Origin of the sequence: Ideonella sp., from assembly GCF_035254525.1 — a bacterium.
Taxonomy (GTDB): domain Bacteria; phylum Pseudomonadota; class Gammaproteobacteria; order Burkholderiales; family Burkholderiaceae_C; genus Ideonella.
Genome location: NZ_DATFAN010000022.1, coordinates 1 through 21,288 on the forward strand (window position 1 = coordinate 1; position 21,288 = coordinate 21,288).

General features: G+C 69.7%; 17 protein-coding genes. 14 read left to right on the plus strand and 3 right to left on the minus strand.

All coding sequences use genetic code 11. The annotated features are described in order from the left end of the window. From VJ693_RS01875 to VJ693_RS01905, 7 genes are all read left to right on the plus strand, one after another. Window positions 1-732 (plus strand): coniferyl-alcohol dehydrogenase (locus VJ693_RS01875; protein WP_324151767.1); only part of this gene is annotated, 732 nt, incomplete at its 5' end. A 31-nt stretch (window positions 733-763) separates the two neighbouring features. After that, window positions 764-1,906 carry an ABC transporter substrate-binding protein gene (locus VJ693_RS01880; protein ID WP_324151768.1) on the plus strand — a complete coding sequence of 381 codons (1,143 nt, stop codon included), beginning with the start codon at window positions 764-766 and terminating at the stop codon, window positions 1,904-1,906. A gap of 63 nt (window positions 1,907-1,969) precedes the next feature. Further along, a complete protein-coding gene (locus VJ693_RS01885; protein WP_324151769.1) occupies window positions 1,970-3,709 on the plus strand; it encodes a DUF1302 domain-containing protein in 1,740 nt (579 codons plus the stop codon). A 25-nt stretch (window positions 3,710-3,734) separates the two neighbouring features. Next, window positions 3,735-5,090: a DUF1329 domain-containing protein gene (locus VJ693_RS01890; RefSeq protein ID WP_324151770.1), complete on the plus strand. Its 1,356-nt coding sequence runs from the start codon at window positions 3,735-3,737 to the stop codon at window positions 5,088-5,090. A 95-nt stretch (window positions 5,091-5,185) separates the two neighbouring features. After that, window positions 5,186-6,187 carry a WD40/YVTN/BNR-like repeat-containing protein gene (locus VJ693_RS01895; protein ID WP_324151771.1) on the plus strand — a complete coding sequence of 334 codons (1,002 nt, stop codon included), beginning with the start codon at window positions 5,186-5,188 and terminating at the stop codon, window positions 6,185-6,187. Window positions 6,188-6,207: 20 nt separating this feature from the next. Further along, on the plus strand, window positions 6,208-8,664 hold the full coding sequence (locus tag VJ693_RS01900) for an efflux RND transporter permease subunit (protein WP_324151772.1): 2,457 nt from the start codon (window positions 6,208-6,210) through the stop codon (window positions 8,662-8,664). After that, entirely contained in the window at window positions 8,645-9,583 is a 939-nt protein-coding gene (locus VJ693_RS01905; protein ID WP_324151773.1) for an alpha/beta hydrolase, read from the plus strand. The genes VJ693_RS01900 and VJ693_RS01905 overlap by 20 nt, the downstream gene beginning before the upstream one ends. Window positions 9,584-9,592: 9 nt before the next feature. Here VJ693_RS01905 and VJ693_RS01910 read toward each other — a convergent pair whose 3' ends face one another. The 3 genes from VJ693_RS01910 to VJ693_RS01920 form a co-directional block, all read right to left on the minus strand. After that, complete coding sequence (locus tag VJ693_RS01910) at window positions 9,593-11,671, minus strand: ATP-binding protein (RefSeq protein ID WP_324151774.1); 2,079 nt, start codon at window positions 11,669-11,671, stop codon at window positions 9,593-9,595. Continuing rightward, window positions 11,668-12,234, minus strand: a complete 567-nt coding sequence (locus VJ693_RS01915) for a YfiR family protein (protein WP_324151775.1) — start codon at window positions 12,232-12,234, stop codon at window positions 11,668-11,670. The genes VJ693_RS01910 and VJ693_RS01915 overlap by 4 nt, the downstream gene beginning before the upstream one ends. 153 nt (window positions 12,235-12,387) lie before the next feature. After that, window positions 12,388-13,251: an amidohydrolase family protein gene (locus VJ693_RS01920; RefSeq protein WP_324151776.1), complete on the minus strand. Its 864-nt coding sequence runs from the start codon at window positions 13,249-13,251 to the stop codon at window positions 12,388-12,390. 166 nt (window positions 13,252-13,417) lie between these two features. On the opposite strand from VJ693_RS01920, the gene VJ693_RS01925 reads away from it, so the two are divergent. The 7 genes from VJ693_RS01925 to VJ693_RS01955 all read left to right on the plus strand — a co-directional run. Further along, the gene (locus VJ693_RS01925) at window positions 13,418-14,239 is read left to right on the plus strand and encodes a crotonase/enoyl-CoA hydratase family protein (protein ID WP_324151777.1); all 822 of its coding nucleotides are present in this window, start codon (window positions 13,418-13,420) and stop codon (window positions 14,237-14,239) included. Next, window positions 14,236-16,116 (plus strand): feruloyl-CoA synthase, encoded by a 1,881-nt coding sequence (locus VJ693_RS01930; protein ID WP_324151778.1) that lies wholly within the window; start codon window positions 14,236-14,238, stop codon window positions 16,114-16,116. The genes VJ693_RS01925 and VJ693_RS01930 overlap by 4 nt, the downstream gene beginning before the upstream one ends. Then, window positions 16,113-16,877: an SDR family NAD(P)-dependent oxidoreductase gene (locus VJ693_RS01935; RefSeq protein ID WP_324151779.1), complete on the plus strand. Its 765-nt coding sequence runs from the start codon at window positions 16,113-16,115 to the stop codon at window positions 16,875-16,877. The genes VJ693_RS01930 and VJ693_RS01935 overlap by 4 nt, the downstream gene beginning before the upstream one ends. 91 nt (window positions 16,878-16,968) lie before the next feature. Continuing rightward, entirely contained in the window at window positions 16,969-18,120 is a 1,152-nt protein-coding gene (locus VJ693_RS01940) for an ABC transporter substrate-binding protein (protein ID WP_324151780.1), read from the plus strand. A 22-nt stretch (window positions 18,121-18,142) separates the two neighbouring features. After that, complete coding sequence (locus VJ693_RS01945; RefSeq protein WP_324151781.1) at window positions 18,143-19,180, plus strand: branched-chain amino acid ABC transporter permease; 1,038 nt, start codon at window positions 18,143-18,145, stop codon at window positions 19,178-19,180. A gap of 2 nt (window positions 19,181-19,182) precedes the next feature. Then, window positions 19,183-20,949, plus strand: coding sequence for a branched-chain amino acid ABC transporter ATP-binding protein/permease (locus tag VJ693_RS01950; RefSeq protein ID WP_324151782.1), 1,767 nt, complete (start codon window positions 19,183-19,185; stop codon window positions 20,947-20,949). Then, window positions 20,949-21,288 (plus strand): ATP-binding cassette domain-containing protein (locus VJ693_RS01955; RefSeq protein ID WP_324151783.1); only part of this gene is annotated, 340 nt, incomplete at its 3' end. The genes VJ693_RS01950 and VJ693_RS01955, both read left to right, overlap by 1 nt.

Consider the following 21,288-nt stretch of genomic DNA (forward strand, 5'->3'; position numbering starts at 1 on the left):
TCCAGCTCGGGCATCGGGGCCGAGGCGGCGCGCTTCCTGCGGCTGAAGGGCGCCAAGGTGATCGGCGTGGACCGCAACGACCCGATGATCACGCTCGACGGCTTCGTCAAGGCCGACCTGTCCGAGCAATCGGCCATCGACGCGGCCTTCAAGCAACTGCCCGAGCGTTTCGATGCGCTGTGCAACGTGGCCGGCGTGCCCGGCACCGCGCCAGTGGATCTGGTGGCGCGGGTGAACTACCTGGGCCTGCGCCACCTGAGCGAGCGTGCACTCGAGCGGCTGCCGCAAGGGGGCTCCATCGTCAACATCTCGTCCATCCTCGGGGCCGAGTGGCCGGCGCGGCTGGACCTGCACAAGGCCCTGGCCGAGACGCCCAGCTTCGAGGCGGGCCTGGCCTTCCTGGCCAAGCACCCGGTCGCGCAGGGCAGCTGCTACCAGTATTTCAAGGAAGCGCTGATCGTCTGGACCATCTCGCAATCGCAGAAGTGGTTCCTCGCCAAGGGCGTGCGCATGAACTGCGTGGCGCCGGGCCCGGTGTTCACGCCCATCCTGGGCGACTTTGTGCAGATGCTGGGCGAAGAGCGCGTGCAGAAGGACGCGCACCGCATGAAGCGCCCCGCGCTGGCCGACGAGATCGCGCCGGTGGTGGCCTTCCTGTGCGCCGACGAATCGCGCTGGGTCAGCGGCATCAACCTGCCCGTGGATGGCGGGTTGGCTTCGACCTACCTCTGAAGCCAGAACCCTAACGCCAAGGAGACACTGAATGCACCGCCTGTTTCGCCAGGCGGCGGGCACGCTCGCGCTCATCGCCGCGCTGCTGCCCACCGCCCATGCCGACATCACCATCGGCGTCAACCTGTCGCTGACCGGCCCGCTGTCGTCGCTCGGCCTGCCGGTCAAGGAATCGCTGGCCCTGTGGCCGGCCCAGATCGGCGGCGAGAAGCTCAGGCTGATCGTGCTGGACGACGCTTCCGACACGACCGCCGCGGTCAGGAACACCCGCCGCTTCATCACCGAAAGCCAGGCCGACCTGCTGCTGGGCTCGTCCGGCGTGCCGGCCGTGCTGGCGATGGCGCCGGTGGCCGCCGAAGCGAAGACGGTGCAACTCGCCTTCGCGCCGGCGCCGCGGCCCGGCGGCAAGGATGACTGGACCTTCCCGCTGCCGCAGCCGGTGTCGCTGATGTCGGATGCCGTCGCGCAACGCATGGTGGCCGACAAGGTGCACAAGGTGGCCTTTCTCGGGTGGAACGAGGGCTACGGCGAAATGTGGCTGCAGGCCTTCGGCGCATCGGCGAAGAAGGCGGGGATCGAGATCGTGGCCACCGAGCGCTTCGCGCCGCCCGACACTGCCATCACCGCCCAGGCGCTGAAGGTCATCGCCGCCAAGCCCGATGCGGTGCTGATCGTCGGTGCCGGCTCGGCCGCCGCGATGCCGCAGATCAACCTGCGCGAGCGCGGCTGGGCCGGCCCGATCTACCAGACGCACGGCGCGGCCTCGCCGGACCTGATCCGCGTCGGCGGCCGGCAGATGGATGGCGCGATCCTGCCCGCCGGCCCGGTGCTGGTGGCCGAGCAATTGGCGGCGACCAACCCGATCAAGCCGGTCGCGCTGGACTACGTGGGCGCCTTCGAGAAGGGCCACGGCGCGAACAGCCGCACGCAGTTCGGCGCCCATGCCCACGACGCGCTGAAGGTGCTGCAGCGCATCGTGCCCGTCGCGCTGAAGACCGCCAAGCCGGGCACGCCGGCCTTTCGCCAGGCGCTGCGCGACGCGCTGGAAAGCGAGAAGGAGATCGTCGTCTCGCACGGTGTCCTGAACTACTCGCTGGCCAACCACGTGGGCTTCGACGAGCGCGGCCGCGTGATGTTGCGCATCGAGAAGGGCCAGTTCCGATTGATCGAGTGATTGCCTGAGAAACCCCGGAGATAAGCGGCCGACGAAGCCGCCCCAACCACCCCTGGAGACAACATGCCACGACACACCCGCCATGCGCTGGCGGTGGCGGCCGCCCTCGCGCTGCCCGCTGCCAGCCACGCCTTCAACATCGAGTTGCCCGACAGCGACCTGAAGCTGCGGCTGGACCTGACGCCCAAGTACAGCGCGGGCTATCGGCTGAGCGACCCGTCGGCTGCGCTGACGCGCTTCGACGTGGCGGTCGACCCCGGCACGACGAACGAAGACGATGGTGACCACAACTTCAAGAAGGGGCTGATCTCCAGCCGCTTCGATCTGTTGGGCGAGCTGGACCTGACCGCGCCCAACTTCGGCGCGCGCATCTCGGGCAGCGGCTGGCGCGACAGCGTCTACCTGCGCAACAGCAGCTACGGCGGCACGCCCATCTACGTGGCCGGCACGCCGATCGGCGTCACCACCTCGACCTCGAACAACTTCGCCGACCAGGACGCCAACGAGTTCCTGCCCGACACCGTGCGCCAGCACGGCCGCGGCGGCGAGCTGCTCGATGCCTTCGTCTACGCCAAGGGCGACATCGGCGGCATGAAGGGCACCGTGCGCCTGGGCCGCCATACGCTGCAATGGGGCGAGAGCCTGTTCTTCGGCCAGAACGGCATCGCCAATGCGCAAGGCCCGGTGGACGTGGCCAAGATCGTCTCGGTGCCCGGCTGGCAGTTCAAGGAGGTGCTGCTGCCGGTGGAGCAGGTCTCGGGCTCGCTGCAGGTGGCCGAAGGCGTGTCGCTCGGGGCCTATTACCAGTTCAAGTGGCGGCCGAGCAAGATCCCCGGTGTCGGCAGCTACTTCTCGAACCAGGACTACGTCGGCACCGGCACCGTCAACTTCGGTCTGGATGCCAATGGCAGCCCGATCCTGCTGCCCTACGTGAAGAGCAAGGACCTGGAGCCGCGCGATTCCGGGCAGGGCGGCCTGCAACTGCGCTACAGCCCGACCGGCAGCGATTACGAGTTCGGCGTCTATGCCGCGCAGTACCACGACAAGACGCCCGCCGCGCCGGTGTTCGATTTCGTCAACGGTAACGTGCACCTGGCCTATGCCGAGGACGTTCGCACCGTGGGCGCCAGCGTCACCTCGTCGATCGGCCAGCTGAACTGGGCGGCCGAGGCCTCGCTGCGCTGGAACGCGCCGCTGACCAGCGACCCGGCGGTGCTGGGCCTGGGGCCGGTGATCACCTGCGGCACCTCGAGCGCCGACCCCTGCTACGCCGTGGGCCGCACCGCGCACCTGCAGGTTTCGGGCATCTACGTGCTGCAGCCGGGCAGCCTGTGGGGCGGCGGCGCGGTGGTCGGCGAGCTGGCCTACAACCGCACGCTGAAGGTCACGAAGGACATCTTCGCCGCGGCCGATGGCTCCAGCCAAGGCATCGGCGGGCTGGACCCGAACACCACCAAGGGCGCGTTCGCCTTCCGCATGCTCTTCGAGCCGCAGTACTTCCAGGTGCTGCCGGGGCTGGATCTGTCGGTGCCGGTGGGCGTGGGCTACAACTTCGGCGGCCGCTCGTCGGCGATCTTCAACTACGCCGGTGGCGCCTCGGAAGCGGGCGACTACAGCATCGGCGTGAAGGGCACCTACCAGAACGACTGGAAGCTGGCCCTGACCTACACCGATTACTTCGGCACCGCCAAGACCTTCACCGAGACCCTGGTGCCGGGCAGCGGCTCGCCGCGCCAGCTCACCTTCGGCCAGTCGCTGAGAGACCGGGCCTACGTGGCCTTCAGCGTCGCGCGCACCTTCTAAGCCTCACGCTTTTCGGAGTCAATTCATGCACCGCAAGCACATCCTGGCTGCGCTGATCGGCAGCCTCGCTTTCGTCTCTCAGGCTGGGGCTTCCGTCTCCGCCGACGAGGCCGCCAAGCTCAAGACCACGCTGACGCCGCTGGGCGCCGAGCGCGCCGCCAACAAGGAAGGGACCATCCCCGCGTGGGACGGCGGCCTGACCAAGACCCCGGCCGGCTACAAGCCGGGCGACGCGCGGCCCGACCCGTTTCCCGGCGAGAAGCCGCTGCTGTCGATCAACGCGAAGAACATGGACCAGCACGCCGCCAAGCTCAGCGACGGCGTGAAAGCCTTGATGAAGAAGTACCCCGACTTCCGCATCGATGTCTACCCGACGCACCGCACCGCCGCCGCGCCGCAGTACGTCTACGACAACACCTTCAAGAATGCGACCCGCGCCAAGCTGGTCGACAACGGCCACGGCACCGAGGGCGCCTACGGCGGCACGCCGTTCCCGATCCCCAAGGACGGCTACGAAGTCTTCCAGAACCACCGCCTCGCGTGGACGGGCACCTATGTGCAGGCGCCGGTGCGCGTGTGGGTGGTGACGGCCGACGGCCGGCGCGCGATGGCCTCGGGCGGCACCCAGAGCTTTCGCCGCCAGTACTACGACCCCGAAGGCAGCCTGGAGAAGTTCGACGGCTACTACGCGCTGGGCAAGTTCGCGGTGAGCGAGCCGGGCTCGAAGGCGGGCGAGGCCATCCTCGCGCACGACAACCTCAACGCGAGCAACCCGCGCGGCCTGTGGCAATACCTGGTGGGCCAGCGCCGCGTGCGCAAGGCGCCCTCGGTGGCCTACGACACGCCCGATTCGGTGACCTCGGGCATCGGCCTGTTCGACGAGGCGTTCAACCTGTTCGGGCCGATCGACAAGCACAACCTCAAGCTGGTCGGCAAGCGCGAGCTCTACATTCCCTACAACAACAACCGCGCGGCGTCGGCGAAGGTGGCCGATCTCGTCACGCCGAACACGCTGAACCCCAGCCTCGTGCGCTGGGAGCTGCACCGCGTGTGGGAGGTCGAGGCCACGCTCGCCGAAGGCAAGCGCCACGTCGTGCCCAAGCGCAAGTACTACATCGACGAGGACTCGTGGCAGATCATCCTCTTCGACGGCTGGGACGCGAAGGGCGAGCTCTGGCGCACCAACTACACGCTCACGCTGCTGGCGCCGGACATCCCCGCGCTGGTCGGCAACATGTTCTGGGGCGGCTACGACCTGCAGACCGGCGCCTACTACCTGAACATGGCCAGCAACGAGCTGAGCGCGCAGTACAAACCGCTGGCAACGCTGCCGCGCTCGTTCTTCAGCCCAGAGGAACTCGCCAACGAAGGAGCGAGATGACTCCCCCCCGAAGCGCCTTCGGCGCCTCCCCCCCAGGGGGGCGCCGCCAGCGGCCCGGCAAGGCCGGCTCCGCGGCGGCCGCTTGGTTCGGTTTGATGCTTGCTGCGGTCGTGCCTGTGGCTGCGGTGGCCGATGGGCCGGCGGCACTGGCTACGCCCGCGCCCGTCACGCCCAAGGCGCTGGGCGCGGCCACGCTGGCGGTGGCCCGCGCTGGCAAGCGCCTCGTGGCCGTGGGCGAGCGCGGTACCGTGCTGTGGTCGGATGACGGCGGCGCGCAATGGCAGCAGGCGCGTGTGCCGGTGCAAGCCGGGCTGACCAGCGTGCGCTTCGTGGACGAACGCCTGGGCTGGGCGGCGGGCCACCTGGGCGTGATCCTCAAGACCGAGGATGGCGGCCAGTCGTGGACCCGGCAGCTCGACGGCACGCAGGCCGCGGCCGCGCTGCTCGCCGCCGCCGGCAGCGACGAGCGCGCCCAGCGCAGCGCGCAGCGCATGGTGGAGGAGGGCCCCGACAAGCCCTTCTTCGACATCGAGGTGATCGACGCGCAGCGCGCCGTGGCCGTCGGCGCCTACGGCCTGGCCTTCGCGACGCATGACGGCGGCGCGCACTGGGCGCCGCTGCCCACGCAGGGCGCGAACCCGAGGAGCCTGCATCTGTACGGCGTGCGGGCCGTCAACGGGCAATGGTTCATCGCCGGTGAACAAGGCCTGCTGATGAAGTCGGCCGACGCCGGCGCGAGTTTCACCGCGCTCGCCTCGCCCTACAAGGGCAGCTTCTTCGGCCTGCTGGCTGCGCGCTCCGGCACGCTCGTGGCCTACGGCCTGCGCGGCAGCGCCTGGCGCTCGGCCGATGCGGGCGCGAGCTGGGACAAGGTCGATCTCGGCACCGCCATCACGCTGCAGGCCGGCGTGGAACGTGAGGGCGAGCTGGTGCTGCTCGGCCAGACCGGCGAGCTCTTCACGAGCCGCGACGACGGCCGCAGCTTCGCCTCGGTCAAGGCGCCGGCCGGCCCGCTGCCGGCCGCGGGCTTGAGCCTCGCGCCCGACGGTGCCTGGGTCATCGCCAGCCTGCGCGGCACGCGCCGCGCCACCCCCTGAACCTCAACCGACCCCACGCGATGCACGCCCCCGACACGCTCGCCACCCAGCCGGTGGTGGCCCGACTCGAAGACTTCGATACCGCCTCGGGATCGCTGCCTGAGCGCCTGCTGTTCAACCACCGGCCCTGGGTCATGCTGCTGTGCCTGCTGGCCACGCTGTGGCTCGGCTGGCAGGCCACGCGGCTGACGCTCAACGCCAGCTTCGAGAAGACCATCCCCACGTTGCACCCCTACATCGCCAACTATCTGGCCCACAAGGCGGATCTGGGCGGGCAGGGCAACGCGGTGCGCATCGTCGTCGAGGCGAAGAACGGCTCGATCTACGACAAGCACTACCTCGAGGTGCTGCAGAAGATCAGCGACGAGATCTACCTGATGCCGGGCGTGGACCGGCCGTTCATGAAGTCGCTTTGGACGCCCAGCACCCGCTGGGTCGCGGTGACCGAAGAAGGCCTGGACGGCAACACCGTGATGGGCGACAGCTACGACGGCTCGCCGCAGGCGCTGGCCGAGGTGCGCGCCAATGTCGAGCGCTCGGGCGAGATCGGGCAGATCGTGGCCGGCGATGCGCGCTCCAGCATCGTCTTCGTGCCGCTGCTGAGCGTGAACCCCAAGACCGGCCAGGCGCTGGATTACGGCGAGCTCGGCCGCCAGCTCGAAGCACTGCGCGCCCGGTACGACAGCGAGGCGATCGGCATCCACATCACCGGCTTCGCCAAGGTGATGGGCGACCTGATCGAGGGGCTCAAGCAGGTGCTGCTGTTCTTCGCCGTCGCGCTGGTCATCTGCGCGGGCGTGCTGTACGGCTACACGCGCTGCGTTCGCAGCACCGTGCTGGTGGTGGCCTGCTCGCTCGTGGCCGTGGTCTGGCAGTTCGGCCTGCTGGCGCTGCTGGGCTATGCGCTGGATCCGTACTCGGTGCTGGTGCCCTTCCTCGTGTTCGCCATCGGCATGAGCCACGGCGCGCAGAAGATGAACGGCATCATGCAGGACGTGGGCCGCGGCACGCACCGCGTGGTGGCCGCGCGCTACACCTTCCGCCGCCTGTTCGTCGCGGGGCTGACCGCGCTGCTGTGCGACGCGGTGGGCTTCGCGGTGCTGGCACTGATCCGTATCCAGGCGATCCAGGATCTGGCGCTGGTGGCCAGCATCGGCGTGGCGGTGCTGATCTTCACGAACCTCGTGCTGCTGCCCATCCTGCTGTCGTACGTGGGCGTGAGCCCGGCCGCGGCGCGGCGCAGCCTGCGCGACGACCCGACCTTCAACCCCGACATCGAGACGACGGGCACGGTCACCAGCCGCGGCTGGCTGTGGCACATGCTGGATCGCTTCACCCGCCGCGGCCCGGCGCTGGCGGCCATCGTGGCCGCGACCGCGCTGGCCGTGATCGGCTACGCCATCAGCACGCGGCTGCACGTGGGTGATCTGGACCCGGGCGCGCCGGAGCTGCGCGCCGACTCGCGCTACAACCAGGACAACGGCTACGTGACCGCGCACTACGCGGCATCGAGCGACATCCTGGTCGTCATGGTCTCGACCCCAGAGGACCAGTGCACCCGCTACGGCACGCTGGCCAAGGTTGACCAGCTGGCCTGGCAGCTCGAGCAGCTGCCCGGTGTCGAGTCGACCAACTCGATGGCCGCGCTGTCGAAGCTGGCGATGGTGGGCTACAACGAGGGGCAGCTGAAGTGGTACGAGCTGATTCCCAACGACAGTGCGCTGGGCGGCGTGCAGACGCGCGCACCGCGCGAGCTGTTCAACCAGGGCTGCTCGTTCCTGTCGCTGTACGTGTACCTGAAGGACCACAAGGCCGAGACGCTGACGAGCGTGGTCGATGCCACTGAAGCCTTCATCGCCAAGCACTCGACGACGGACGAGCGCTTCATGCTCGCCGCCGGCTCGGCCGGCATCGCCGCGGCCACCAACATCGTCGTCAAGCAGGCGATGCGCGAGATGCTGTGGTGGGTCTACGGCGCGGTCGTCGTGCTGTGCTGGGTGACCTTCCGCTCGTGGCGCGCGGTGGTCGTCGCCGTGCTGCCGCTGGTGCTCACCTCCATCCTCTGCGAGGCGCTGATGGTGGGCCTCGGGATGGGCGTGAAGGTCGCCACGCTGCCGGTGATCGCGCTGGGCGTGGGCATCGGCGTGGACTATGCCCTGTACGTGCTCAGCGTGATGCTGGCGCGGCTGCGCGCCGGCGAGACGCTGTCGGCTGCCTACCTGCACGCGCTGCAGTTCACCGGCCGCGTGGTCATGCTCACCGGCATCACGCTGGCGCTGGCGGTGGGCACCTGGGCGCTGTCGCCGATCAAGTTCCAGGCCGACATGGGCATCCTGCTGGCGTTCATGTTCGTCTGGAACATGGTCGGCGCGCTGGTGCTGCTGCCGGCGCTCGCCCACTTCCTGTTGCGGCCGGCGCGTGCCGCCCAACCTCACCCGACCCCGATGGAGACGACCGATGCTCGACAAGCAGCTTGAAGCGATGATGGTGCAGGCCCAGGCCGCCGGCATGCCGGACCTGTGCGATCTGCCGCCCGAGGCCTGCCGCGGCCTGTACCGCCAGATCCTCGCCGCGGCCGATGTGGCGCCGGCCGACGTGGGCGTGAGCGAGCACCGCGGCAGCGTCGACGGCACGGCGGTGCACCTGCGCGTCTACACGCCGCGTGGCGCGGCAGGGGCGTTGCCGGTGATCCTGTACTTCCACGGCGGCGGCTATGCGCTGGGCGATCTCGACGGCTATGACAACGTGTGCCGCCAGCTCTGCCAGGATTCGGGCGCCATCGTCGCCTCGGCGGCCTACCGCCTGGCGCCCGAGCATCCGTTCCCGGCCGCGCCAGAAGACGCCTGGGCCGCGCTCAACTGGGTGGCCGAACACGCACGCCGCTTCGGCGGCGACCCGTCGCGCCTGGCCGTGGCCGGTGACAGCGCCGGCGCGGCGCTGGCCACCGTGGTGGCGATCCAGGCGCGCGATGCCGGCGGCCCGGCCATCCGTTTCCAGGCCCTGGTGTACCCGCCCGCGGCCGGCGGCCACGACGGCGACTACCCGTCGCACCAACGGCACGCCGCCGGCCCGACGCTGACGCTGCGGACGATGGAATACTTCAACCGCCACTACTTCGGCGCCGCCGCCAAGGCGCCGGACTGGCGCGGCGCGCCGCTGCTGGCGCCTTCACTCGCCGGCCTGCCGCCCGCGCTGCTGCTGCTGGCTGCGCACGACCCGCTGCGTGACGAGGCCATGGCCTACGGCGAGGCCTTGCTCGCCGCCGGCAACGCGGTGACCATCGTCGAATACCACGGCCTGGCGCACGGCTTCATCAGCATGGGCGGCGGCATCGCTGCGGCGCGGCTCGCGCAGCAGCAGCTCGCCGCGGTGCTGCGGCAGGCGCTCGGCGGCTGACCCGCGCGCTCAATCGCCAGGCTCCGATCGGGCCGCCTTGTTGCGCTGCGCGGCCACTGCGAGCGCACTGTCCAGGGCCTCGTTCAGCGCGCGCAGATCCACCGGCTTGGTCAGGTAGCGGAAGAAGCCGGCCTCGAGCCCCTTGCTCACCGCGTTGGGCATTGCATTGGCGCTGACGGCGATGACCGGGATGTGCGCGGTGCGCGGGTCCGTGCGCAGCATGGCCTGGGCGGCGGTGCCGGTGAGCACGGGCATGTTGTTGTCCATCAGGATCACGTCGGGCTGTCGGCTGCGCGCGAGTTCGAGGCCGCGCTGGCCATTCGGCGCCGCGATCAGGCGAACGCCCGGCCGCCCGGCCAGCGCGGCCTGGATCAGCGCGAGGCTGGCCGGGTTGTCCTCGACGCACAGCACGGTGGCGACCGGGCCCGCCTCGGGCGGGCAGGCCTCGCTTGCCGCGTCGGTGGGGCCGGGGTCGGGCGCCGGGGTGCTGGCGGCAGGCGGGTCGGCCTCGCCCGGGGCGGCCGTGCGCAGGTCGACCCAGAACAGGCTGCCGGCCCCCGGCGTGCTGGACACGCCCAGCTCCCCGCCCATCAGCTCGACGAGATGGCGCGTCACGACCAGCCCGATGCCGGTGCCCTCGTGCGTGCCCGTCTCCTGGCCCAGGCGGTTGAAGGGCTGGAACAGCGACTGCAGCTGCTCCGGCAGCATGCCGATGCCGGTGTCCTGCACCGAGATGCGCAGGTTATCGGACGTGATCGGGGCGCAATGGACCACCACGCTGCCGCCGTCGCGGTTGTACTTGACGGCGTTCGACAGCAGGTTCAGCAGCACCTGCTTGAGCCGCGTGCGGTCGGCATGCACGGTGGCGTCCACCGCGCTCGGGAAGACCAGCCGGATGTGGCGCCGCTGGGCCAGCGGCTCGGTCATCGACCGGCACTCGGCCAGCAACTCGCCGAGCTCGATGCCTTCGAGCGAGAGCGAGAGCCTGCCGGCCTCGATCTGCGCGAGGTTCAGCACATCGTTGATCAGGCTGAGCAGGTGGCGCCCGGCACTGACGATGTGGTCGACGAAGACGTGGCCGCGCTCGGCGGTGAGCGCAGCGGTGTCGGCGCTGGCCAGCAGCTGGCCGAAGCCGATGATCGCGTTCAGCGGCGTGCGCAGCTCGTGGCTCATGCTGGCCAGGAACTCCGACTTGGCGCGGTTGGCCGACTCGGCCGCTGCGGTGGCCAGCGCCAGCTCGCTGTTCGAGCGCTCGAGCTCGGCGGTGCGCTCCTGCACGCGACGCTCGAGCCCTTCGTTCAGGCGCATCACCTCCTGCTGGGCGAGGCGCCGGTCCTCGACCTCGCGCGCCTTCTCGCGGTTGGTGGCTTCCAGCGCTTCGGTGCGGCGCTCGATCTCGCGCATCATGTTGTTGAACGCCCCGACCAGCGCGCCGAGCTCGTCGTCGCGGCGCTGTTCGACGCGGCGCGAGTAGTCCTGCCGCGCGACCACCTCGCGCGCGGCGTCGCCCACCGCGAGGATCGGCCGCAGCACGATCTGGCGCAGCCAGGACGACACCAGCGCCGCGACGGCCATCGCCACGGCGGCGGCCAGCAGCGCGATGCCGGCGTAGTTCAGCAGGTGGTCGAACAGCTCGTAATCGGTGCGCAGGTAGATCGTGCCGAGGATCTGGCCATGGTCGACGATGCGGCGATATGCCACGAGGCTGCTGCCCTCCACGGCCACGCCGTCGGCGCCGGGCAGCTCGGGGAACACGGCGCGTGCGCCTTCGGGCACATAGCTGGCGAACAGCACGCCGCGCGCGCTGTAGACGGCCGCGGCGCGCACCTTGGGCTGGAAGCGCAGCACGGCAAGGTTGTCGCGTGCCACGCGGGCATCGTCGAAGGCCAGCGCCGGCGCGGTGGTGCGCGCCAGCAGCTCGGCCTGGGCCCCCACGTCGCCGACCCAGCCCTGGTGATAGGCGCGCAGGTCGGAGACGATCATCGCGCCCAGCGCCACCACCACGGCGACGAGCGTGGTCAACAGCATCACGCCGAGCAGCTTGCGGCGCAGCGAGCCGCCGAACAGCCATGCGGCCGGCGCTTTCATGATGAGGGCTTCCCCGCCACCTGGCGGGCCACGCCGAGCAGGCGGGCGCTAACCTTCAGGCTGCTGCGCTCGGCCGCCGGCAGCGAGACGTCGAACTTCACCTTGTCGTCGACGACCACGAAGTTGACGACGGCGCCGGACAGGCGCTCGGCCTCGGTCACGGTGAGCACTGGCTTGTCCTTCGCGGCGGCCAGCGCCTCGGCCTGGCGCGTGCCGCCGGCCCCGGCGATGAACAGCACGTGCAGGCCGTCGACCGGGTCGCCCGGCGCGAGGCGGCGCACCGCGATCGGCCGGCCGTTCGCCGTCTGCCCGCGCGCGGCGGCCGCCACTTCGTCGGCCACGGGCTGCGGGCCCAGCACGCCGATCGAGAACGGGCTGTCGTCACCTGCGAACGCAGCGGGCGGCCACTCGACATAGTTGCCGAATTTGCAGAGGAACGCGGCCTTGATGCGGTACTCGGCCGACTGGGTGTCCTGCCCCCAGGCGCGCTCGCCAGACATTGCCAGCAACAGCGTGGCCGCCACCAGAACGAGCACACCGAATGGCTGCCTCGGCACCAGCATCCATCACCCCCTGCGGTTTCTCGAATGCAGAACGCATCGGGTGCAGGCGGCCGGGTCGTCATGCCCGGTGCGCGCTCGCCTGCACGCGCCGAGACCATCGTACGCTGTTCATGCCACAGCGTGCAGCCGGGGTGGCCCGCGGTCGCGGGCGTCTTACGCGAGGCGCAGCAGCCGCTTGGCGTTCTCTTTCAGGATCAGCGGCTTGACGGCATCCTTGAAGCCGGCCTCGTCGAAGTCGGCCAGCCAGCGGTCGGGCGTGATCAGCGGGTAGTCGCTGCCGAAGAGGATGCGGTCCTTCAGCAAGGTGTTGGCGTACTGCACGAGCTGGGCCGGGAAGTACTTCGGGCTCCAGCCGGAGAGGTCGATCCAGATGTTGGGCTTGTGCATCGCGAGCGACAGCGCCTCGTCCTGCCAGGGCCACGAGGGGTGGGCGATCACGATCTGCATGTCGGGGAAGGCCATCGCGACGTCTTCCAGCAGCATCGGGTTGGAGTTCTGCAGGCGCAGGCCGCCGCCGCAGCGCATGCCCGAGCCGATGCCCGAGTGGCCGCTGTGGAACACGGCGGGCAGCTTGAACTCGTTGATGACCTCGTAGATCGGCCAGGCCATCTTGTCGGCCGGCTCGAAGCCCTGCACCGTGGGGTGGAACTTGAAGCCCTTGACGCCGTACTCCTCGACGAGCTTGCGCGCCTCGCGCGCGCCGAACTTGCCTTTGTGCGGGTCGATGCTGCCGAAGGCGATCATGATGTCCGGGTTCGCCAGCGCCGCCTCGGCGATCTCTTCGTTCGGGATGCGGCGCCGGCCGAGCTGCGCCTCGGCATCGACCGTGAAGTTGACGAAGCCGATCTTCTTCTCGCGGTAGAAGTCGATCGTCTCCTGCATCGTCGGCCGGCGGCTGGAGCGGAAGTACTTGTCGGCCGCGCGGTCGTATTCCTCGCCGTAGTTGTCGAACGGGTTGCGGCACGACACCTCGAGGTGCGTGTGGGTGTCGATCGCGATCAATTCGGCGGTGTTCATGGCGCGGCTCCGGCGGCGGATAGATGTTTAATTGTCATAAACAAAGTGGTGCAACGCAAGCGCTGAAGCGGCACGCGAAACGGGTGAGTGTTATCCGTTAAGGGTTAGTACCAAGTGGCATGAAGGGGTGCAATTTAGTTAAATCGCATAAACATTCGGAGCACTCATGAGCACGGCCGAGACCCTCGCCTTCCAACCCGCCAGCGGCCTGCTGGCCCAGCTCGATCTGCTGCGCATCGAGCTCAGCGGCGCGGTGGCCCACATCCGCCTGAACCGCCCGGCCAAGCGCAACGCGATCAGCGACACCCTGATCACACAGCTGCACACCGCTTTCGTCAACCTGCCCGAGGCGGTGAAGGCCGTGGTCGTCACCGGCGAGGGCGACCACTTCTGTGCCGGGCTCGACCTGTCCGAGCTCGTCGACCGCGACGTGGGCGAGGGCGTGCTGCACTCGCGCATGTGGCATGCGGCCTTCGACCAGATCCAGTTCGGCCGCGTGCCGGTCATCGCCGTGCTGCACGGCGCGGTGGTCGGCGGCGGGCTGGAGCTGGCCTCGTCGTGCCACATCCGCGTGGCCGAGGCCTCCACCTACTTCGGCCTGCCCGAGGGCCAGCGCGGCCTGTTCGTCGGCGGCGGCGGCTCGGTGCGGGTGCCGCGCCTGATGGGCGTGGCCCGCATGACCGACATGATGCTGACCGGCCGTGTCTACGACCGCGACGAGGGCGTGCAGGCCGGCCTGGCGCAGTACGCGGTCGCCGATGGCGCCGGCTTCGCCAAGGCGCTGGAGCTGGCGCGCCGCATCGCGAGCAACGCGCCGATGTCGAACTTCGCGGTGATGCATGCGCTGCCGCGCATCGCCGACCAGGCGCAGGACCAGGGCCTGTTCACCGAATCGCTGATGGCGGCCGTGGCCGAGAGCACGCCCGATGCGAAAGACCGCCTGCGCGCCTTCCTCGAAGGCCGCGCGGGCAAGGTGGTGAAGTCGTGAACGCACCGCGGTACCGCGCCGCCACCGTCGGCGGCTGCGTCGACGCCACGCTCGAGACGCGGCCCGACGGCACGCAGATCCTGCGCTCGACCGAGGCGCTGCGCTGGTTCCCCGACCGCCTGACCGACAGCCTGGAGCAGTGGGCGGCCGAGGCCCCCGACCGAAGCTTCGTCGCCAAGCGAGACCACGGTGGCGACTGGCGCCGCGTCAGCTACGCCCAGATGCTGCAGCGCGCGCAGTCGGTCGGCCAGGCGCTGGTCGACCTGAGGCTGTCGGCCGAGCGGCCGGTGGCCATCCTGTCCGACAACGACATCGAGTACCTCACGCTGGCGCTCGGCGCGATGTGGGCGGGCGTGCCCTACGTGCCCATCTCGCCGGCGTATTCGCTGGTCTCACAGGATTACGGCAAGCTGCGCCACATCCTCGAGACGACGACGCCCGGTCTGGTGTTCGCATCGTCGGCGGCGTACGCGAAGGCCATCGCCGCGGTGGTGCCGGCCGATGTGGCGGTGGTGCTGGCCGAGGGCAACGTCGAGGGCCGCGAGTCGATCGCCTTCGACACGCTGCTGGCCACGGTGCCGGGCGAGGGCGTGCGCAAGGCGCATGCGAAGGTCGGCCCCGACACGATCGCCAAGTTCCTCTTCACCTCGGGCTCGACCAAGCAGCCCAAGGGCGTGATCAACACGCACCGGATGATCTGCGCCAACCAGCAGATGATCCGCCAGTGCATGGGCTTCCTGGCCGAGGAGCCGCCGGTGCTGGTCGACTGGCTGCCGTGGAACCACACCTTCGGCGGCAACCACAACGTCGGCATCGTGCTCTACAACGGCGGCACGCTCTACATCGACGATGGCAAGCCGACACCCAAGGGCATCGCCGAGACGCTGCGCAACCTGCGCGAGATCTCGCCCACGGTGTACTTCAATGTGCCCAAGGGTTTCGAGGAAATCGCCAGCGCGATGGACACCGACGAGGTGCTGAGGGTGCGCCTGTTCGCCAAGGTCAAGGCCTTCATGTTCGCCGGCGCGGGGCTCTCGCAGGCCGTGTGGGACAAGCTCGATGCCCATGCCGAGGCGACGGTCGGTGAACGCATCCGCATCATCACCGGCCTGGGCATGACCGAGACGGCGCCCTCGTGCACCTTCGCGGTCGGCACGGATGTGCGCTCGGGCCACATCGGCCTGCCGGTGCCCGGCGTCGAGGTCAAGCTGGTGCCGGACCACTCGGACCCGCTGCACGGCAAGACCGAGATCCGCTTCCGCGGCCCGAACGTGATGCCGGGCTACTGGCGCGCGCCCGAGCAGACCGGCGAAGCCTTCGACGATGAGGGCTTCTACCGCACCGGTGACGCGGTGAAATTCATCGACCCGGCCTACCCCACGCGCGGCCTGCTGTTCGACGGCCGCACGGCGGAAGACTTCAAGCTCTCGACCGGCACCTTCGTCAGCGTGGGCCCGTTGCGCGCCAAGGTCATCGCCGCCGGCCACCCCTGCGCGCAGGACGCGGTGGTCACCGGCCTGAACCGCGACGAGGTCGGCCTGCTCGTCTTCCCGCGGGCCGACGAGTGCCGCAAGCTCGCCGGCCTGCCCGACAACGCGCCGCTGCCCGAGGTGCTGCACCACCCGATGGTGCGGGCGTTCTTCCAGGACCTGGCCGATCGCCTGTTCCGTGAAGGCACCGGCAGCGCCAACCGCCCGGCGCGGCTGCATGTGCTGGCCGAGCCGCCGTCGATCGACAAGGGCGAGGTGACCGACAAGGGCTCGATCAACCAGCGCGCGGTGCTGGCGCATCGCGCGTCGCTGGTCGAGGCGCTGTACGAAGGGAAAGGCAGCGACCCATTCGTGATCCTGCCCCAACGCGGAGACAAGCCAGCATGAACATCCAAGGACAAGCCGCGATCGTGACCGGCGGTGGCTCCGGCCTCGGCGAGGCGGTGGCGCGCGAGCTCGCGCGGCAGGGCGCCAAGGTGGCGGTGCTGGACGTGAACGCTGCCGGCGCCGAGCGCGTGGCCGGGCAGATCGGCGGCCTGGCGTGCCGCTGCGACATCACCGACACCGATTCGCTCACCGCCGCGCTGGATGCCGCCGAGGCAGCCCATGGCCCGGCGCGCATCGTGATGAACATCGCCGGCATCGGCACGGCCAAGCGCGTGGTGCAGAAGGACGGCTCGCCCGCGCCGCTCGAAGACTTCGAGCGGGTCGTGCGGATCAACCTGATCGGCACCTACAACGTGATCCGCCTCGCGGCCGCGCGCATCGCCCGGCTCGAGCCGCTGGCCGACGGCGAGCGCGGCGTGATGGTCAACACGGCCTCGGTCGCCGCCTTCGACGGCCAGGTCGGCCAGGAGGCGTATTCGGCGTCCAAGGGCGGCATCGTCGGCATGACGCTGCCGCTGGCGCGCGACCTCGCGCAGTGGGGCGTGCGCGTCTGCACGATCGCGCCGGGCCTGTTCGCCACGCCGCTGATGAAGCAGTTGCCCGAGGAGGTCCAGGCCTCGCTCGCGGCCAGCATCCCGTTCCCGAAGCGCCTCGGCCAGCCCGAGGAGTTCGCCGCGCTGGCCGCGCACATCGTTGCCAACGGGCACTTGAACGGCGAAGTGATTCGCCTCGACGGCGCGCTGCGAATGGCGCCTCGATGATCTTGATTGCGGGTTCTCGCGGGCGTCCACCACGCATGGGCGCTGTTATGGTTCCACACCCCACCCCTGACCGACAGTTTCTGGAGACAACATGAAAGCTTCGATCGCTGCCCTGACCCGTATCGCGGCCGCCGCGCTGGCCGCCTTCGCGGCGAGCGCCGCCCAGGCCGACGTCACCATCGGCATCAGCCTGCCGCTGACCGGCCCCGCGTCGGGCCTGGGCATCCCGATGGCCAACTACATCAAGCTCTGGCCGAAGGAGATCGCCGGCGAGAAGCTCAACGTGATCGTGCTCGACGACGCGACCGACCCGACCAAGGGCGTCAACAACGCGCGCCGCTTCGTCACCGAAGACAAGGTCGACATCGTGATGGGCTCGGCGGCCACGCCGGTGGCGGTGGCGATGGCGCCGGTCGTGGCCGAGGCCAAGACGGTGCAGTTCGCGTTCTCGCCCGCCGTGCTGCCCGCCGGCGCCGACGGCTGGATGTTCCGCCTGCCGCAGGGCAACGCGGTGATGGCCTACGCCATGATCGAGCACATGAAGAAGAACGGCGTCAAGACCGTCGGCTTCCTCGGCTACACCGACGCCTACGGCGAGAGCTGGCTGAAGGACTTCCAGGACCAGTCCACGCTGCTGGGCGGCCCGAAGGTCATCGCCACCGAGCGCTTCGCCCGCTCCGACACCAGCGTGACCGCGCAGGCGCTGAAGCTCGTGTCGGCCAACCCGGATGCGATGCTGGTCGTCGCCTCCGGCTCTGGCGCCGCGATGCCCGAGAAGGCGCTCGTCGAGCGCAGCTACAAGGGCAAGATCTACCAGACCCACGCCGCGGCCACGCGCGACCTGATGCGCATCGGCGGCAAGGACGTCGAGGGCACCTTCGTCGTCTCGGGCCCCGCCGTGATCCCCGAGCAGTTGCCGGCCGAGCACCCGTCCAAGGCGCTCGCGGCCGACTTCGTGGCCAAGTACGAGAAGGCCTATGGCGCGGGCAACCGCAACCAGTTCGCCGGCCACGCGTATGACGCGGTCGTCGTGCTGGAGAAGGTGATCCCGGTGGCGCTGAAGGCCGGCAAGCCGGGCACGCCCGAGTTCCGCGCCGCGATCCGATCGGCCACCGAGTCGATGGGCCGCACGGTGGTCTCGCACGGGGTGCTCAACTACACCAAGTCCAACCACTGGGGCTTCACGACCGAGACCGGCCTGATCCTGAAGGTGGTCAACGGCGACTGGAAAGTCGAACACTGATCTGACCCGGACCTCGTAGTTCATGGACTTCACCATCGCGAGCATCCTCGCGCTAGACGGCGTCACCAATGGCGCCGTCTATGCCTTGCTGGCGTTGGCCACGGTGCTTCTGTTCGCCGTGACCCGCGTCATCTTCATCCCCCAGGGCGAGTTCGTCGCCTTCGGTGCGCTCACGCTCGCCACCTTCCAGCTCGGCCAGGTGCCCGGCACCGTCTGGTTCCTGCTGGTGCTGGCGGGGCTGTCCGCGTTGACCGAGCTGGGGGAGGGCCTGCGCGCCAAGCGCTCGGCAGGGCGACTGGCCAAGGACGTGCTCGGCACGCTGGCCTACCCGGTGGCGATCTCGCTGGTCGCCATCTGGGCGGCGCCGAAGCAACTGCCGCTGCTGGCGCAGGCCGCGTTGACGCTCGCGCTGGTGACCCCCTTCGGCGGCCTGATCTACCGCCTGGCCTACGAGTCGCTGGCCGATGCCAGCGTGCTGGTGTTGCTGATCGTCTCGGTCGGCGTGCACTTCGCGCTGACCGGGCTGGGGCTGTATTTCTTCGGCGCCGAAGGCTTTCGCAACCCGAGCTTCTGGGACGAGCGCTTCAACGCCGGGCCGCTGACGCTGTCGGGCCAGACGCTGATCGTGTTCGCGGTGTCGATCGCGCTGATCGTGATGCTGTGGCTGTTCTTCGAGCGCTCGCTGTGGGGCAAGGCCCTGCGCGCGACGGCGGTGAACCGGCTCGGCGCGCGCCTGATGGGCATCTCGTCGACCAGCGCGGGCCGGCTGTCGTTCACGATGGCGGCCTTCATTGGCGCGCTGTCGGGCCTGCTGATCGGCCCGACGACGACGGTGTTCTACGACTCGGGCTTCCTGATCGGCCTGAAGGGCTTCGTCGCGGCGGTCTTCGCCGGCCTGTCGAGCTACCCGCTGGCGCTCGTCGGCGCCCTCGGCGTCGGCCTGCTGGAGAGCTTCGGCTCGTTCTGGGCCAGCTCGTTCAAGGAAGTGATCGTCTTCTCTGCCATCCTGCCGGTGCTGCTATGGCGCTCGTTGCGCGACCCGCATGGGGAGGAGCATTGAACATGCTTCCCCGCAAGTTCTGGTTTCCGATCTTCGCTGTCGCGATGCTCGCGGTGCCGCTGCTGCCGGTGCCCGAGTTCTGGATCACCCAGCTCAACTACATCGGCCTGTACGCGATCGTCTCGCTGGGCCTGGTGCTGCTGACCGGTGTCGCGGGCCTGACCTCGTTCGGCCAGGCGGCCTTCGTCGGCGTCGGCGCGTACACCTCGGCCTACTTGTCGGTCACGCTGGGCGTCTCGCCGTGGATCGCGCTGTTCGTCGGCCTTGCGCTTGCCGTGCTGGTGGCGCTGTTGCTGGGGGCGCTGACGCTGCGCATGTCCGGCCACTACCTGCCGCTGGCGACGATCTGCTGGGGCCTGGCGCTGTACTACACGATGTCGAACATGGAGTTCCTCGGCAAGTACGACGGCATCCTCGGCGTGCCGGCGCTGGAGCTCTTCGGCAACAGCCTGGCCAGCGGCCGGGCCATCTACGGGCTGATCTGGCTGGTGGCGCTGGCCGCCGCCGTGGGGGTGACGCACCTGCTCGATTCGCGGCCGGGCCGCGCGATCCGCGCACTCAAGGGCGGCTCGACGATGGCCGAGGCGATGGGCATCTCGACCTTCCGCTACAAGCTCACCGCCTTCGTGCTGGCAGCGATGCTGGCGTCCGTTTCCGGCTGGCTGTTCGCGCACTTCCAGCGCACGGTGAACCCCTCGCCGTTCAGCCTGGGCAAGGGCATCGAGTTCCTGTTCATGTCGGTGTTGGGCGGCGTGGGCTACGTGTGGGGCGCGTTCACCGGCGCGGCGGTCGTCAAGCTGGTCGAAGACGAGCTTCAGGTGCTGCTGCCCCAGCTGATCGGCACCAGCGGCAACTTCGAGGTCATCGTCTTCGGCCTGATCCTCGTGCTGGTGCTGAAGTACGCACCGGAAGGCCTGTGGAGCTTCGTGCAGCGCTGGCTGCCGGCCCCCCGGCGCGTGAAGGATTGGGAAGGCGCCGCCGCGCTGCCCACGCGCGACAAGCCCGAGCCCGGCTCGCTGCTGCTCGACGTGAAGGCCGTGCGCAAGCAGTTCGGCGGCCTGGTGGCCGTGAACGACGTGAGCTTCACCATCCACGCGGGCGACATCATGGGCCTGATCGGCCCGAACGGCGCCGGCAAGTCGACCACCTTCAACCTCGTCTCCGGGGTGCTGGGCCTGACCTCGGGCGAGGTCGTGTTCCGCGGCAGGAACGTGGCCGGCCTGCCCTCGCGCGCGATCGCCCGGCTGGGCATGAGCCGCACCTTCCAGCACGTGAAGATGATCCCCGAGATGACGGTGCTGGAGAACGTCGCGCTCGGCGGCTACCTGCGCACCTCGTCGGGCGTCACGCGGGCCATGCTGCGGCTCGATCGCGACGAAGAGCGGCGCCTGTTCGCCGAAGCCGAGAAGCAGCTCGCGCGCATCGGCATGGCCGGGCAGATGCATGAGCTCGCCGGCAACCTGGCGCTCGGGCCGCAGCGCCTGGTCGAGATCGCGCGCGCACTGGCCAGCGACCCGGCCCTGCTGCTGCTCGACGAGCCCGCCGCCGGCCTGCGCCACAAGGAGAAGCAGGCCCTCGCCGCGGTGCTGCGCCAGCTCAAGGCCGAGGGGCTGTCGCTGCTGCTGGTCGAGCACGACATGGACTTCGTGATGAACCTGACCGACCGCATCGTCGTGATGGAGTTCGGCACCAAGCTGATCGAAGGCACGCCGGCCGAGGTGCGCGCCAGCCCGGCGGTTCGCGCCGCCTACCTCGGCACGGAGCATTGATGAACCGCGCCCCGCTCCTGCTCGAGGTCTCGGACCTGCACGCCGGCTATGGCAAAGCCGAGGTGCTGCGCGGTCTCTCGCTGGCCGCGCCGGCGGCCAGCGTGGTCACCGTGATCGGCCCCAACGGCGCCGGCAAGTCGACGTTGCTGAACTCGCTGATGGGTCTGCTGCCGTCGCGCGGCCGCATCGTGTTCGACGGCGAGCCGGTGAGCGAATTGCCGCTCGAAGTCCGCGTGATGCGCGGCCTGGCGCTGGTGCCCGAGCGGCGCGAACTGTTCGGCACGATGACCGTCGAGGACAATTTGGTGCTCGGCGGCTATCGCCAGATGCGCCGCAGGG

Coding starts and splice junctions, on each gene's coding strand:
- VJ693_RS01940 (WP_324151780.1), top strand. CDS start 16,969: ATGAAAGCTTCGATCGCTGCCCTGACCCGTATCGCGGCCGCCGCGCTG.
- VJ693_RS01880 (WP_324151768.1), top strand. CDS start 764: ATGCACCGCCTGTTTCGCCAGGCGGCGGGCACGCTCGCGCTCATCGCC.
- VJ693_RS01895 (WP_324151771.1), top strand. CDS start 5,186: ATGCTTGCTGCGGTCGTGCCTGTGGCTGCGGTGGCCGATGGGCCGGCG.
- VJ693_RS01950 (WP_324151782.1), top strand. CDS start 19,183: ATGCTTCCCCGCAAGTTCTGGTTTCCGATCTTCGCTGTCGCGATGCTC.
- VJ693_RS01935 (WP_324151779.1), top strand. CDS start 16,113: ATGAACATCCAAGGACAAGCCGCGATCGTGACCGGCGGTGGCTCCGGC.
- VJ693_RS01945 (WP_324151781.1), top strand. CDS start 18,143: ATGGACTTCACCATCGCGAGCATCCTCGCGCTAGACGGCGTCACCAAT.
- VJ693_RS01900 (WP_324151772.1), top strand. CDS start 6,208: ATGCACGCCCCCGACACGCTCGCCACCCAGCCGGTGGTGGCCCGACTC.
- VJ693_RS01925 (WP_324151777.1), top strand. CDS start 13,418: ATGAGCACGGCCGAGACCCTCGCCTTCCAACCCGCCAGCGGCCTGCTG.
- VJ693_RS01910 (WP_324151774.1), bottom strand. CDS start 11,671: ATGAAAGCGCCGGCCGCATGGCTGTTCGGCGGCTCGCTGCGCCGCAAG.
- VJ693_RS01915 (WP_324151775.1), bottom strand. CDS start 12,234: ATGCTGGTGCCGAGGCAGCCATTCGGTGTGCTCGTTCTGGTGGCGGCC.
- VJ693_RS01920 (WP_324151776.1), bottom strand. CDS start 13,251: ATGAACACCGCCGAATTGATCGCGATCGACACCCACACGCACCTCGAG.
- VJ693_RS01905 (WP_324151773.1), top strand. CDS start 8,645: ATGCTCGACAAGCAGCTTGAAGCGATGATGGTGCAGGCCCAGGCCGCC.
- VJ693_RS01890 (WP_324151770.1), top strand. CDS start 3,735: ATGCACCGCAAGCACATCCTGGCTGCGCTGATCGGCAGCCTCGCTTTC.
- VJ693_RS01885 (WP_324151769.1), top strand. CDS start 1,970: ATGCCACGACACACCCGCCATGCGCTGGCGGTGGCGGCCGCCCTCGCG.